Below are 14,212 nucleotides of genomic sequence, written 5' to 3' on the forward strand. Positions count from 1 at the left end.
CCATGCCCGATGACATCCACTTCTACGAACCTGCCAATGGCCACGGCCTGCCTCACGATCCGTTCAACGCCATCGTCGGCCCGCGCCCCATCGGCTGGATCTCTTCGCAGGATGCCGAAGGCCGGCTCAATCTGGCGCCGTACAGTTTCTTCAACGCCTTCAACTACATTCCGCCGATCATTGGTTTTTCCAGCATCGGGCGCAAAGACAGCCTGAACAACATCGAGCAGACCGGTGAGTTCGTCTGGAACCTCGCCACCCGCCCGTTGGCCGAGCAGATGAACCAGAGCTGCGCGATGGTCGCGCCGGAGGTCAACGAGTTTGAACTGGCGGGGCTGACGACCGTGGCGTCGAAGGTGATTTCCGTCCCACGGGTCGCCGAAAGCCCGGTGTCCTTTGAGTGCAAGGTCACGCAGATCATCCAGTTGCAACGCGCCGATGGTGAAACCGTGCCGAGCTGGCTGATCCTCGGTGAAGTTGTCGCCGTGCACATCGCCAAATGGCTGCTGAAAGATGGCGTGTACGACACCGCCGCCGCACAACCGATTCTGCGCGGCGGCGGGCCGGCGGATTATTTCCAGCTGGGGCCTGAAGCATTGTTCAAGATGTGGCGCCCGGGGGCGCAGAAATAACTACCAGATCAGCTCGGCGTCATCAGTGACGCCCTGGAGTTTATCCAGCTCGTTGATCGCCGCTTCATCGGCTGCGATGGCGCCGGGAAACACCTGCTCGTTCAGCAATTTGTGAAAGCGCGGTGCGCCGCCATCGATCAGGGCCTTGACCGCGATGGCCGCGTAATAACCCTTGTTGCCGCCCAGCTCGACGGGGACGACTGCGGAGACTGCTTCGAAGCGTTCAAACTCTTTACGTGCCATGTCGCGGATCCTGGCTCAATCAATTAAGCCGGACATTAAACCCTCAACCGGCGAGTTTGTGTATCGGCGCCGAACATTGACCGAGGGCCTGCGCGGCGGAAACGTCCCTGAAGGTGTGGAAGTCGAGGCTGTTGACCACCAGGTCCTGGACCAGCTCGGCGAAGACTTCCATCGACGGACTGTTGAAGTAAGCAGTCATCATCTGCTGGCTGCTCCAGTAGCCGCTGACCAGCCACAGGTCGGCGTCGCACTGCGATTGTTGCAACGAGAAACTCAGGCAACCGGGCGCAGCGCGCGAGACCTCGATCAAAGCGCTCAGGCGCACACCGAGTTCCGCCGAGCGCCCGGCCTGGGCACGAACGAAGGCCATATGACTGACAGGCATCTGCTTGGACATGATCAACCCTCCATGAAATCGCGTGGCAGCCGGGGGACGGGCTGCGACTGAAGCAAAGATTAAAGGCCGGGCCGGCAGCGCCGTTAGTCGATTCCTGCCTTCGCGTTGCACAATCCTGCGAGACTGTGCAGACGACCTGTAACAACCTGTAAACCTGCGCAACACGTGGGTCATACGCGTTTTGTGTAGGAGCTGCCGAAGGCTGCGATCTTTTGATTTTGCCTTGAAGATCAACGGATCGCAGCCTTCGGCAGCTCCTACAGGATCGTATGGCGGGAGACATGTGCGCACCTCAGGGCAGAATCAGGCAAGCATTTGGCAGAATGTGTCTACCGCCGCTGCTTGCACAAACATATGCTCTGTTGCATTCCCCCTCACTTGCCGAGGATGCCGTGCATGACGTCATTCGATCGTTTTCAAGCCGAACCCAGCGCCGACATGGAAAAGCAGCGCGCGGAGCTGGCGGCGATCATCCGCCGCAACACCAGCGATGATGGCAGCTACCAGACCGCCATTGGCTCGCTGCTCATGTCGCGCCACACCAAGTCCCATGATTTCGCCCCGGTGCTCGCGCAGCCGGCGCTGTGCATCATGGCGCAGGGGCGTAAAGAGGTCCGACTGGCTGACGAGTTCTTCAATTACGACCCGCTGAATTATCTGGTGGTGTCGGTTTCGATGCCGCTCAGCGGGCGGGTGGTCAACGTCTCCCCCGAAGAACCGATCCTCGCCGTGCGCCTCGACATCGACCCGACGGAAATCACCGCGCTGATCGCCGACGCCGGCCCGATGGGCGTGCCGACGCGCCCGACCGGCCGTGGTCTGTACGTGGAAAAAATCGACAGCGCCATGCTCGACGCGGTGTTGCGTCTGGCGCGATTGCTCGACGCGCCGAAAGACATCGCCATGCTCGCGCCACTGATTCGCCGGGAGATTCTCTATCGCCTGCTGCGCAGCCCGCAGGGTCATCGCTTGTATGAGATTGCGATTGCCAACAGCCAGAGCCATCGCATCAGCCAGGCGATCAAATGGCTCAACGGCAATTTCGAGCAGCCGTTGCGCATCGATGATCTGGCGCGAGAAGTGAACCTCAGCGTGTCGACGCTGCATCACCGCTTCAAGGCGATGACGGCGATGAGTCCGTTGCAGTATCAGAAGCAGCTGCGCCTGCAAGAGGCGCGGCGACTGATGTTGACCGAAGGACTGGAAGCGTCAGCGGCGGGGTATCGCGTGGGCTATGAAAGCCCGTCGCAATTCAGCCGCGAGTACAGCCGGCTGTTTGGCGCACCGCCGTTGCGGGATCTGGCGCGGCTGCGGCTGTCGGTCTGACCGTTAAAAGCCCCTCACCCTAGCCCTCTCCCAGAGGGAGAGGGGACAGATTGGGGAATATTGAAGAGGTTCACCGACTTGAACGATTACCTTTGAATCCATAATCGACTCGATTTTTCAGGTCGGCGAACATCGCAAGACACCTCGGTCGGCTCCCTCTCCCTCGGGGAGAGGGCTGGGGTGAGGGTCGGCTTTTACACCGCTCGAATCACATGCTTGATCTCCTGAAACGCCGCCAACCCCCAAGGCCCCAGTTCGCGGCCAATGCTGCTCTGTTTGTATCCGCCCCACGCCGTCTGCGGGAAGATCACCTGCGGTGCATTGATCCACACCAGCCCCGCCTGCAACCCATTGGCCACGCGATCTGCTGCGGCGGCATCGCGCGTCACCACACTCGCCACCAGGCCGAACCGGGTGTCGTTGGCCAAGGCAATCGCTTCGGTTTCGCTGCCGAAACTGCGCACACACACCACCGGCCCGAAAATCTCCTCTCGCCATAACGCGCTGTCCAGCGGCACGTCGGTGAACACCGTCGGTTGCAGAAAATAGCCCCGCGGCAAATCTGCCGGGCGATTGCCGCCACAGAGCAAACGCGCCCCCGCACTCAGGCCACGATCAATATGCCCGAGCACCCGCTGGTATTGCGCCTGATTGACCAGCGCGCCCATCTCCACGTCCGGGTCGAACGGATCGGCGACTCGAATCGCCTGCGCGCGTTTTTGCAGACGCTGAAGGAATTCATCCATCAATTGCTCGGCGACCAGCACCCGACTGGTGGCCGAACACATCTGCCCGGCGTTGAAGAACGCACCGCCACACGCCAGTTCCACCGCCAGATCAACATCGGCATCCGCCAGCACCAGCAACGACGATTTGCCACCGAGCTCCAGGCTGACTCCCTTCACGGTTTCGGCAGCGCGTTGCATCACCTGCACGCCAACTGCGTTGCTGCCGGTGAAGGAGATTTTGGCAATACGTGGATCCGCCGACAACGGCGCACCCACCGCCAGACCAGTACCGCAGACCAGATTGAACACGCCGTCGGGCAAACCGGATTCAGCGATGATCGCCGCCAGTTCCAGCTCCGGCAGCGGCGTTACCTCGGACGGCTTCAGCACCACGCAGCAACCGGCGGCCAGCGCTGGTGCGAGTTTCCATGCGGTGGTGACCATGGGGAAATTCCACGGCACGATCAGCCCGACCACGCCGCACGGCTCACGACGCAGGCGCGCGCTGAAATCCGCGCTGGGCAGCGGCACGTGGCTGTCCTGTTTTGCGTCGAGGCCTTCGGCGAGTTCGGCGTAATACTCGAACGTGGCGATCACGTCATCGACATCGATCGCCGCTTCGAACTGCGGTTTGCCGTTGTTGCTCGATTGCAGGTTCATCAAATGCTCGCGACCCTTGCGCACGCCATTGGCAATGTTGCGCAGGATCGCCGCGCGCTCGGTGCCGGTGGTCTGCGACCAGTGTTTGAACGCTTCGCACGCGGCGCTGATCGCTTGATCGACGGTCTGTTCGTCACCGCCATTGACCGTGGTCAGCAGCGCCTCCGTAGCGGGGTTGATCACCCGCAGGTGTTCACGGCCCGACGACCATTGGCCGTTGATGTAGAGGCCATCGAGTGTGGTTGGAAAATTGATCATGGGGCCACCGCCTGCATCCATTGGTTCTGGTCGATTTCAATCAGCGTCGGGCCTTGCCGGTCCGTCGCCTTGCGCAGCGCTGCGCGCAGTTCGTCGACGCTGCTGATGGCTTGCGCGGCGCAACCGAGGCCCTTGGCCACGGCGACGAAGTCCGGGGTGTAGATGTCCACGCCGACCGGTTCGATGGCGCGGTTGACCATGTACTTTTTAATCTCCTCGTAACCCTGGTTATTCCACAGCAGCACGATCACCGGCACCCGCGCTTCGACGGCGCTGGCCAGTTCCGGCAGAGTGAATTGCAAGCCGCCGTCGCCGATCAGGCACACCACGGGCGGACGGGCGCCGTTATCGAGTTGTCCACCGAGCCACGCACCAATCGCCGCAGGCAACGCATAGCCGAGGGTGCCGTAACCGGTGGAGGCGTTGAACCAGCGGCGGGGACGCTCGGGGTTGAAAGTGAGGTTGCCGGTGTACACGGGTTGCGTGGAATCGCCGACGAACACCGCGTCGGGCAATTCATGCAACACCGTTTCAAGGAAGCGGGTTTGCGCCAGCGTCGGCGCGTCCCAGCTCGCGGCCAGCTCATCGCGCAAACGCCCGGCTCGAGCGTGGCCCCAATCGGTTCGGCGCTCGGCCAGCGGTTTTTGCGTCAGCGTGCTGAGCAATGCCTGCGCGGCGTTGCGCGAATCAGCGACCAGTGCGACGTGCGGCGGGAAGTTGCGCACGGTCTGATCGGGGTCGATGTCGATGCGCAGCAGCTTGCCGGGGATCTCGAAGCCGCCAGCGAAGGTCACGTCGTAATCGGTCTCGGCCAGCTCGGTGCCGATAGCCAGCACCACGTCGGCTTCAGCGACCAGTGCGCGGGTGGCGACCAGGCTTTGCGTCGAACCGATCAACAGCGCATGGCCCGTCGGCAGCATGCCCTTGGCGTTGATGGTCAGCGCTACCGGCGCATCGAGCAACTCGGCAATTCGCCTCAACTCCGGGGCGGCGTCGATGGCACCGCCGCCGGCGAGAATCAGTGGCCGTTGCGCGCTGGCGAGCAGTTCGCTCATGCGACTTACGGCAGCCGGTGCGGCGCCGGCACGGTCGATGTTCACCGGCATGCTGGCGAGCAATTCATCGGCCTCCTCCACCAACACGTCCAAGGGAATTTCGATGTGCACCGGACGCGGTCGCCCGGCCTGGAACAACGCAAACGCACGGGCCAGCACCACCGGCAACTCGGCGGCAGACATCAGCGTGTGCGAGAACGCTGCAACGCCGCCAACCAGTGCGCTCTGGTTCGGCAGCTCATGCAACTTGCCTCGGCCACCGCCCAACTGATGGCGCGACTGCACGCTGGAGATCACCAGCATCGGAATCGAATCGGCGTAAGCCTGGCCCATGGCGGTGGTGATATTGGTCATGCCCGGGCCGGTAATGATGAAACACACACCGGGTTTGCCGCTGGTGCGCGCATAGCCGTCGGCCATGAACCCGGCACCCTGCTCATGGCGAGGCGTGACGTGGTTGATGCTCGAACGGGCGAGGCCCCGGTACAGCTCAACGGTGTGCACACCGGGAATGCCGAACACCTGCTCGACCCCGTAATTCTCCAACAGCCTGACCAGTACTTCGCCGCACGTTGCCATGTTGATTGCCCTTTCTCGTTCGCTGAAACACAGCTTGTGCAGGAGTGAGCCTGCTCGCGATAGCGTCATGAAATTCAACATTGCGGTGACTGACTCACCGCTATCGCGAGCAGGCTCACTCCTACAGAAAAGCCGTGGAATGCGTTCATTGGAACGGTGCACAACTGGCAGCAACAATCGATTAAAAGTCATACTAGCCATGTCCTCCCGTCATACCTCGGATTGCCATGAAACGCCTGCCTCCCCTGCCCGCTCTGCATACGTTCTGGATCACCGCGCAATGCTGCAACTTCACCCGCGCCGCCGAGCAGTTGCACATCACTCAGGGCGCGGTGAGCCGGCAGATCGCCGGGCTGGAGGAACAGCTCGGTTATCCGTTGTTCATTCGTCTGGCCCGCGGTCTGGCGTTAACGGCCGAAGGCCGCGAATGGCTGCCGCAGGTGGAAAAGGTCTTCGGACTGATCGGCGAAGCGACCGAGCAGATCGGGCTCAAACATCAGACTTTGCAACTCAAGGCCCCGAGCTGCGTGATGCGCTGGCTGCTGCCGCGTCTGCTGCAATGGCAGAAGGAGCGCCCGGACGTGCCGGTAAAACTGACGGCCTCGCTGCAACACGGTGTGGATTTTCAGCGCGAGCAATTCGACGCCGCCGTGATCTACGGCCCGCCACCGGATAATTCGCCAGGCGCGCTGCATCTGTTCGACGAGCAACTGACACCGGTCTGCTCGCCGCAATTGCTCAAGGGCTCGCCTGCGCTGAATTCACCGGAGGATTTGCAGGCGCATCTGTTGTTGCACCCGACCCACGACCTTCAGGACTGGTCGGTGTGGCTCGATGCGGCGGGTTTGCAACTGAGTAATCTGGGTCGCGGGCAGCATTTCGAAACGCTGGATCAGGCGATGTCGATGGCCTCCCATGGCACAGGTGTGGCGATCGGGGACTGGTCGCTGATTGGTGATGATCTGAACGCCGGGCGGCTGGTGATGCCGTTTGCGTTGAAGGTGAAGACGGGGTTGGCGTATTACGTGGTGGTGCCTGCTGCAGCCAAGCCCTCGCCGCAGTTGGAAGAGTTGATGCTTTGGCTGGTTGAGCAGGCACATTTGCGCTGAAGCTTCTCCCCCTCACCCTAGCCCTCTCCCCAGGGAGAGGGAACTGATTGGGGGATGCTCAAGAAATTCATCGACCTGACACAGCCGCGCCGAATCCATAATCGACACGGTCGTTCAGGTCAATGCGTGATCCAAGACAACTCGGTCGCGTCCCTCTCCCCCCGGGAGAGGGCTGGGGTGAGGGGAAAAGTCTTGACTCAATATCCGACCGTATAACGTTGGCGCGAATGCTTCGGCGTTTCCACTTCGTCAATCAGCGCAATCGCGTAATCGGCAAACGTGATCCAGCTACGCCCTTGCGCACTGACCAACAGATGATCCTTGCCGACACGGAAGGTGCCACTGCGCTCACCTTCGACAAACTCCGCCGACGGCGACAGGAAAGTCCAGTCCAGTTCCTGTTCCTGACGCAACGCTTCAAGAAACGCCGCCCCCGCACTCGCCTCGGTTTTGTACTCGGCCGGGAACTCGGCACTGTCGATCACCCGCGTGTCATCCGGCAGCAACAGCGAACCGGCGCCGCCCACCACCAGCAAGCGTTTAACGCCCGCCTGCTTGACCGGCCCGACAATCGCCGAGGCCGGCACGGTGGCGAAATGCGCTGCGCTGATCACCACGTCGTGACCGGCTACCGCCGCCTGCAGCGCCGCCGCATCCAGCACGTCGAGATTTTTGCTGACGACACCGGCGCGATTACCGATCTTCGAAGTATCGCGGGCAATGGCCGTGACGCTGTGACCGCGACGCAGGGCTTCTTCCAGCAGTTGGCTACCGGCACGTCCGGTGGCGCCGATGATTGCAATCTTGCTCATGAGATTCTCCAGTTGGCTTGAAAAGGCTGCGTGTTCAGGTTCGGCTTACCACTGCATCTCACCCTTGGCGACTTTCGCGCTGAGTTCCAGCGAGCTTTCCTCGCCAAGTTGCGGGTAGCGCTTTTTCATCGCCGCGATCAACGCAGCAGAATCTTTGGCCTTGGCGGTTTCGGCATCGAAGGCCTTGATGTAATCAGCGGTGAATTTCACGCTGTCCAGCGAGCGGCTGCTATCACCCAGGTAATGGCCAGGCACCACGGTTTGCGGTTTCAGGCTTTCGATGGTGTGCAAGGTGTGCAGCCAGTCGGCGTGGGATTGCGCAGTCTGGGTGTCGGCCATCCACACATGAATGTTCTCGGCGACCACCACGCCGCCGACCACCGCCTTCAGCGACGGAATCCACACGAAGCTGCGATCTGGCTGTTTGCCGTCGAGGCCGATCACCTGCAACTTCTGCCCTTCGAGGGTCAGGCTGTCGCCCTTGAGCACGTCCGGGACGATGGTTTTCGCTGGCACATCGGCGCCCATTTTCGGGCCCCAGTAGGCCAGTTTGCCATCGACGGTGTGCTTGATGTGATCAACGGTCGGCTGCGAGGCCAGCACTTTCGCCTGTGGAAATGCTTTGGTCAGGGTGTCGAGACCGAAGTAGTAATCCGGATCGCCGTGGCTGATGTAGATGGTGGTCAATTGCTTGCCGCTGGCGCGGATCTTTTCCACCACCTGCTCGGCTTGGGATTTGCCGAATTGCGCGTCGACCAGAATCGCCTCTTTGTCGCCACTGACCAGCACCGAGCTGACCGGGAAAATCGCCTGGGTGCCCGGGTTGTAGATATCGAGGCTCAGCTCGGCAGCGGACGCATGGGCGGCAAAAGCGAAAAATGCTGAGGCGAGCAGCACGCGTTTGAACTGGGTGAAACCGATCATCTGTTGCTCCGAGTTTCGAATGCCAGGCTGGCGATGCAACAGAGCTTAGTTGCCAGACTCAGTACAAAAAATGCGATGCTTGAACATAGTTTGTTTCTAAAAGCGGGCAAATCATGGATCGGCTTCAAGCAATGCGCGTATTCGTCACGGTGGTGGATCTGGGCAGCCAGTCAGCGGCGGCCGACCACCTCGACCTGTCGCGACCGGTGGTCTCGCGCTATCTGGCGGAGCTGGAAGACTGGGTCGGCGCGCGGCTGATGCACCGCACCACGCGCAAACTGAGCCTGACCGCCGCCGGCAGTGAAATCCTCCCGCGTTGTCGGCAGATGATCGACCTGTCGCACGACATGCAGGCCGCCGTCAGCGAACCCGATGACGCCCCGCGCGGACTGCTGCGGATCAGCGTCAGCACCTCGTTCGGCCAGGCGCAACTGGCCGTTGCCATGGCGGCATACGTCAAGCTTTACCCAGGCGTGAGCATCGATCTGCAAATGCTCGACCGCACGGTGAATCTGGTCGATGAACGCATCGATCTGGCGATTCGCACCAGCAACGATCTCGATCCGAATCTGATCGCCCGACGCCTGACCGTTTGTCGTTCGGTGGTGTGCGCAGCGCCGGCTTACCTGCGAGAGCATCCGGCGCCGCGGACAGTTGTAGATCTGAGCCGACACAATTGCCTGACCCATTCCTACTTCGGCAAGAGCCTGTGGCATTTCGAAGAGGATGGCCAACCGGTTTCTGTACCGGTGCAGGGCAATATCAGCGCCAACGAGGCCAGCACCCTCCTGCGCGCCACCCTGGCCGGCGCGGGTGTGGCGATGCTGCCGACCTACCAGGCCGGGGTGCATATTCACAACGGCGAACTGCTGCGTTTGCTGCCACATGCCGAACCGCGACAGATGAACATCTACGCGGTGTACGCCTCACGCAAACACATGCCCGCAGCGCTGCGCAGCCTGCTCGATTTTCTGGCGCAGCGCTTTCCTGAGAATCCCGCGTGGGACGCCGGCCTGTAAAGCAATCCCTTGTAGGAGTGAGCCTGCTCGCGATAGCGGTATTTCTGTCGGCACAGCGGTGACTGACACACCGCTATCGCGAGCAGGCTCACTCCTACAGGGGCTCATCAGTGTGCTGAATGGCCAGGTAAATCCTCAAGCGCACTCGCTGGCAAGTGTGCACCGCTGACCTATGCTCAAAGTAATACCGCAAGGTAGACGTTCAGAGGTCTACGCCATGAACATCAAAACAAAAAGATACGCCGCGATTTTCATCACCTGCGCCGCCACGCTGGCGTTGTATGGCGCCGCTGCCTGGCGGGTCGAGCAGTTACGCCAGCTGCCGCGCGAGTATGCGAGCTGCAACTATGAGCGGTGTATTCCGCACAATGCCACACTGAATGCATTGCGCTGATTGACCTGGGCTGGAATGCAATCCCTGTGGGAGCGAGCCTGCTCGCGAATGCGCTGTGTCAGCCAGCATCGTTGCTGAATGAGAGGCCGTATTCGCGAGCAGGCTCGCTCCCACAGGGGGTTGCGGTGTTCTCAGGATTGCTGCTCGGCCTTCAAGCGGTCGCGGAATGCCTTTGGCGAAATCCCCACCCGGCGGCGGAACAGCCGCGTGAAGTTGGTCGGGTCGGAAAAGCCCAACAACTCCGACATCTCGTAAATGGTCATGCTGGTGTAGGTCAGCAGGCGCTTGGCTTCCAGCAACTGGCGCTCGTGCATGATCTGCAACGCCGGTTGCCCGGCCAGTTCACGGCAGGTGCCGTTGAGGTGCGATACGGAAATGCCCAGGCGATGGGCGAGGTCTTCCACTTTGACGTGCTGGCGGTAAGTCTCTTCCACCAACTGAATGAAACCGTTGAGGTACTCGCGCTGACGTTGTGGGCGCTGACTGGCCTTGTGGCGGACGATCGCCTGACGGCTAACCCAGACCATGATCACGCTGACCAGCGAATGCATGAGCATTTCCCGCGCTGGTTGATGGCCGTTGTACTCGGCCTGCAACGCTGCAAACAGACTGTTGAGGTAATCGCCGTCCTCGCCGGCCGGGTAGTTTTCCGCCCGGGCCAGGGCGTGTACCGAGTCGCCCAGTTGCGCCTGCAAATGGTTGATCAGGGGCGTCGCCAGGGTGACGATGAAGCCCTCGACGTCCTCGGAAAAGCGAAAACCGTGCACCGACAACGGTGGCAACACCTGTATCGCAGGCGTCTCGAGTTGCGTGCGCTGGCCTTCGATTTCAAGCTCTGCCTGACCTTTGAAAACGAATAGCAGCTGGCACAGATCCGCGTGGCGGTGAGGTTTGATTTCCCATTGATGTTCGCGACTGCGCGAGGAAATGGTTTCACAGTGCAGCAAGTCCGGGGTCGGCCAGTCCAGGCTTTCACCATAGAGCTTGAACACCGGAATCGAAGGCAGGGCAGGCTTGTTCATCACTTCAATCCAGGCCTCGGGTTTATGGGCGATAATCGCACCGATTGGCAGAATGTACAGGTATCAGCTCAGTTTTCACCTTCAATTGACAGACCCGCAAGGGAAAAATGCAAGCACTCGATCCATAAAATCATTCACCGGCTATTGCTGCGTGAAGCTTGCGAGTCATAAAAACAATGAAAACCCTGAAAACCCAAGTCGCCATTATCGGCGCCGGTCCTTCCGGACTGCTCCTCGGCCAGTTGCTGCATAACGCTGGCATCGACACCCTGATCCTCGAACGCCAGACCTCTGATTACATTCTCGGACGCATCCGTGCCGGTGTGCTTGAACAAGGCATGGTAGAGCTGCTGCGTCAGGCCGGGGTCGGTCAGCGAATGGATGCCGAGGGCCTGATCCATGGCGGATTCGATCTGGCGCTGGACGGTCGTCAGGTGCACATCGACCTGCACGCGTTGACCGGTGGCAAAACCGTAATGGTCTACGGCCAGACAGAGGTCACCCGCGACCTGATGGCCGCTCGTCGGGAGGCCGGCGCGCCGACTATTTATCAGGCGAGCAATGTCGTTCCCCACGACATGAAAAGCGACGAAGCTTTTGTCACCTTCGAAAAGGACGGTGAATCGTGGCGCGTCGACTGCGATTACATCGCCGGTTGCGATGGCTTCCACGGCGTCGCGCGGCAGTCGATTCCTGCCGATTGCCTGAAGATCTTCGAGCGGGTTTATCCGTTCGGCTGGCTGGGCATTCTTGCCGACACACCACCTGTTCACGATGAACTGGTCTATGCCCGTCACGAGCGCGGCTTCGCCTTGTGCAGCATGCGTTCGGCCACCCGCACGCGTTATTACCTGCAAGTGCCGGCGGATGAAAACGTCGATGACTGGAGCGATCAGCGTTTCTGGGATGAGTTGAAAAACCGCCTGCCGGTGGCCCTCGCGGAAAAACTGGTGACCGGCCCTTCGATCGAAAAAAGCATCGCGCCGCTGCGCAGTTTTGTCGTTGAACCGATGCAGTACGGCCGGATGTTCCTGGTCGGCGACGCCGCGCACATCGTCCCGCCCACCGGTGCCAAAGGCTTGAATCTGGCGGCCAGCGATGTCAGTACGCTGTTCAATATTCTGCTGAAGGTCTATCGAGAAGGCCGTAGCGATCTGCTGGAAAAATATTCAGAGATTTGCCTGCGCCGGGTGTGGAAAGCCGAGCGGTTTTCCTGGTGGATGACGTCGATGCTGCATCGCTTCGACGAGCACGATGAATTCAGCCAGCGCATCAGCGCTTCGGAACTGGACTACTTCGTCAGCTCGGAAGCCGGGCAGAAAACCATTGCAGAAAATTACGTCGGGCTCCCGTACGAGGCTATCGAATAGCCTCCTATCGACTTACACTGGCGAGCACTTACCCGCTCGCCTTGCTCCGAGCGGGTCAATCACTGCCCGCAGGTTTTCCGTGACCACTCTCAATCAGCCTGAAACGCCCAAACCGGCCATTCGCAGCGTGCTGGTCGCCTTGATGATGGCGATCTTTCTTGGTGCGCTGGACCAGACCATCGTCGCCGTGTCGATGCCGGCGATCTCCGCGCAGTTCAAGGACGTCAGCCTGCTGGCCTGGGTGATTTCCGGCTACATGGTGGCGATGACCGTCGCGGTGCCGATCTACGGCAAGCTCGGCGACCTGTACGGGCGACGCAAACTGATGCTGTTCGGCATGGGCCTGTTCACCCTCGCCTCGTTGTTCTGCGGCATGGCGCAAAGCATGGAGCAATTGGTGCTGGCGCGCATTCTTCAGGGCATCGGCGCTGGCGGCATGATCTCGGTGAGTCAGGCGATCATCGGCGACATCGTCCCACCGCGTGAACGCGGGCGCTATCAGGGTTACTTCAGCAGCATGTACGCCGTGGCCAGCGTTGCCGGGCCGGTGCTCGGCGGCTACATGACCGAATACCTGTCGTGGCGCTGGGTGTTTCTGATCAACCTGCCGCTGGGCCTCGGCGCGTGGTGGGTGGCGCGGCGCAACCTGCGCGGCTTGCCGATTCCGCAGCGCAAACCGGTGATCGATTACCTCGGCACGGTGCTGATGATCATCGGTCTGACTGCGTTGCTGCTCGGCATCACCGAAGTCGGCCAGGGCCATTCATGGCGCAGCAGCGAAGTGCTCGGCCTGCTCGCCTGCGCCGTGATCGTCCTGGCGATGTTCGTCTGGCATGAGCGCCGGGCACGCGAGCCGTTGCTGCCGATGCACCTGTTCGCCAACCGTAATGCCCTGCTGTGCTGGTGCACGATTTTCTTCACCAGTTTCCAGGCCATCTCGCTGATCGTGCTGATGCCGCTGCGCTTTCAAAGCGTCACCGGCGCCGGCGCCGACAGCGCCGCGTTGCACTTGCTGCCACTGGCGATGGGCTTGCCGATCGGCGCCTATTTCGCCGGCCGCCGCACGTCGATTACCGGACGCTACAAACCGCAGATTCTCACCGGGGCGATCCTCATGCCGATCTCGATTCTCGGCATGGCCTTCAGTCCGCCGCAAGCGACGTTGCTCAGCGGGTTGTTCATGTTGCTAAGTGGTATTGCCGGCGGCATGCAGTTCCCGACCTCGCTGGTCGGTACGCAAAACTCAGTGGAACAACGGGACATCGGCGTCGCTACCAGCACCACCAACCTGTTTCGCTCACTCGGCGGTGCGGTAGGCGTGGCGTTGATGTCGGCGCTGTTGCTCGCCTTGCTGCACGACTCCAGCTTCGCCCACTTGGCGAACAGTTCGCTGATCAGCGAAGGGCATTCTGGCAATGTCCTGCTCGATGGCCTGAACGCCGCGCCGGGAGATGCGCAGAACGCTTTGCGAGCAGAACTGCTGGTGACCTTCCGACACTTGCTCTGGGTCAGCACGGCAGTGTCGCTGCTGGGGCTGGCGGCGGCGATTGCCATGCCGAACAACCTGCTGCGCGGGCGCGAACACGGCGCGAAATAGCACAAGCACCGCAAAACCCTGTAGGAGTGAGCCTGCTCGCGATGACGGTATGCCTGTCGACATCATTGTTGTATGAAACACCGCATC

Annotated in this window: 14 protein-coding genes; 7 read left to right on the forward strand and 7 right to left on the reverse strand. The window is 61.0% G+C overall.

Annotated features, from left to right (window positions below):
* The first annotated feature begins 2 nt into the window (after positions 1-2).
* Positions 3-632, forward strand: a complete 630-nt coding sequence (locus tag AEQ63_RS23565) for a flavin reductase family protein (RefSeq protein WP_064365056.1) — start codon at positions 3-5, stop codon at positions 630-632.
* On the opposite strand, the gene AEQ63_RS23570 is transcribed toward AEQ63_RS23565, so the two are convergent.
* Positions 633-875 (reverse strand): hypothetical protein, encoded by a 243-nt coding sequence (locus AEQ63_RS23570; protein ID WP_064365057.1) that lies wholly within the window; start codon positions 873-875, stop codon positions 633-635.
* A 43-nt stretch (positions 876-918) separates the two neighbouring features.
* Complete coding sequence (locus AEQ63_RS23575) at positions 919-1,272, reverse strand: putative quinol monooxygenase (RefSeq protein WP_039758266.1); 354 nt, start codon at positions 1,270-1,272, stop codon at positions 919-921.
* A gap of 396 nt (positions 1,273-1,668) precedes the next feature.
* On the opposite strand from AEQ63_RS23575, the gene AEQ63_RS23580 reads away from it, so the two are divergent.
* On the forward strand, positions 1,669-2,598 hold the full coding sequence (locus tag AEQ63_RS23580; RefSeq protein WP_064365058.1) for an AraC family transcriptional regulator: 930 nt from the start codon (positions 1,669-1,671) through the stop codon (positions 2,596-2,598).
* A gap of 194 nt (positions 2,599-2,792) precedes the next feature.
* On the opposite strand, the gene AEQ63_RS23585 is transcribed toward AEQ63_RS23580, so the two are convergent.
* Positions 2,793-4,241, reverse strand: coding sequence for an aldehyde dehydrogenase family protein (locus AEQ63_RS23585; RefSeq protein ID WP_177330617.1), 1,449 nt, complete (start codon positions 4,239-4,241; stop codon positions 2,793-2,795).
* On the reverse strand, positions 4,241-5,878 hold the full coding sequence (locus AEQ63_RS23590; protein ID WP_064365060.1) for a 5-guanidino-2-oxopentanoate decarboxylase: 1,638 nt from the start codon (positions 5,876-5,878) through the stop codon (positions 4,241-4,243). Before AEQ63_RS23590 ends, AEQ63_RS23585 begins: the two co-directional genes overlap by 1 nt.
* Positions 5,879-6,105: 227 nt before the next feature.
* On the opposite strand from AEQ63_RS23590, the gene AEQ63_RS23595 reads away from it, so the two are divergent.
* The gene (locus AEQ63_RS23595; RefSeq protein ID WP_064365061.1) at positions 6,106-6,987 is read left to right on the forward strand and encodes a LysR substrate-binding domain-containing protein; all 882 of its coding nucleotides are present in this window, start codon (positions 6,106-6,108) and stop codon (positions 6,985-6,987) included.
* Between the two features lie 197 nt (positions 6,988-7,184).
* On the opposite strand, the gene AEQ63_RS23600 is transcribed toward AEQ63_RS23595, so the two are convergent.
* Positions 7,185-7,799: an NAD(P)-dependent oxidoreductase gene (locus tag AEQ63_RS23600; RefSeq protein ID WP_064365062.1), complete on the reverse strand. Its 615-nt coding sequence runs from the start codon at positions 7,797-7,799 to the stop codon at positions 7,185-7,187.
* Positions 7,800-7,844: 45 nt separating this feature from the next.
* Positions 7,845-8,723 carry an MBL fold metallo-hydrolase gene (locus tag AEQ63_RS23605; RefSeq protein WP_064365063.1) on the reverse strand — a complete coding sequence of 293 codons (879 nt, stop codon included), beginning with the start codon at positions 8,721-8,723 and terminating at the stop codon, positions 7,845-7,847.
* A gap of 113 nt (positions 8,724-8,836) precedes the next feature.
* Between AEQ63_RS23605 and AEQ63_RS23610 the strand changes: the two genes are divergently transcribed.
* Both AEQ63_RS23610 and AEQ63_RS28830 read left to right on the forward strand, forming a co-directional pair.
* A complete protein-coding gene (locus AEQ63_RS23610) occupies positions 8,837-9,742 on the forward strand; it encodes a LysR family transcriptional regulator (RefSeq protein WP_201784923.1) in 906 nt (301 codons plus the stop codon).
* Between the two features lie 217 nt (positions 9,743-9,959).
* Complete coding sequence (locus AEQ63_RS28830; RefSeq protein WP_173867352.1) at positions 9,960-10,136, forward strand: hypothetical protein; 177 nt, start codon at positions 9,960-9,962, stop codon at positions 10,134-10,136.
* Positions 10,137-10,267: 131 nt separating this feature from the next.
* Here AEQ63_RS28830 and AEQ63_RS23615 read toward each other — a convergent pair whose 3' ends face one another.
* Complete coding sequence (locus AEQ63_RS23615) at positions 10,268-11,158, reverse strand: helix-turn-helix domain-containing protein (protein WP_042607337.1); 891 nt, start codon at positions 11,156-11,158, stop codon at positions 10,268-10,270.
* A 176-nt stretch (positions 11,159-11,334) separates the two neighbouring features.
* Between AEQ63_RS23615 and pobA the strand changes: the two genes are divergently transcribed.
* Positions 11,335-12,528 carry a 4-hydroxybenzoate 3-monooxygenase gene (gene pobA / locus AEQ63_RS23620; RefSeq protein ID WP_064365065.1) on the forward strand — a complete coding sequence of 398 codons (1,194 nt, stop codon included), beginning with the start codon at positions 11,335-11,337 and terminating at the stop codon, positions 12,526-12,528.
* A gap of 79 nt (positions 12,529-12,607) precedes the next feature.
* Positions 12,608-14,125: an MDR family MFS transporter gene (locus AEQ63_RS23625; protein WP_064365066.1), complete on the forward strand. Its 1,518-nt coding sequence runs from the start codon at positions 12,608-12,610 to the stop codon at positions 14,123-14,125.
* Positions 14,126-14,212: the final 87 nt, after the last annotated feature.

The sequence above is a fragment of the Pseudomonas sp. RIT-PI-o genome (assembly GCF_001297215.1).
GTDB lineage: Bacteria > Pseudomonadota > Gammaproteobacteria > Pseudomonadales > Pseudomonadaceae > Aquipseudomonas > Aquipseudomonas moraviensis_A.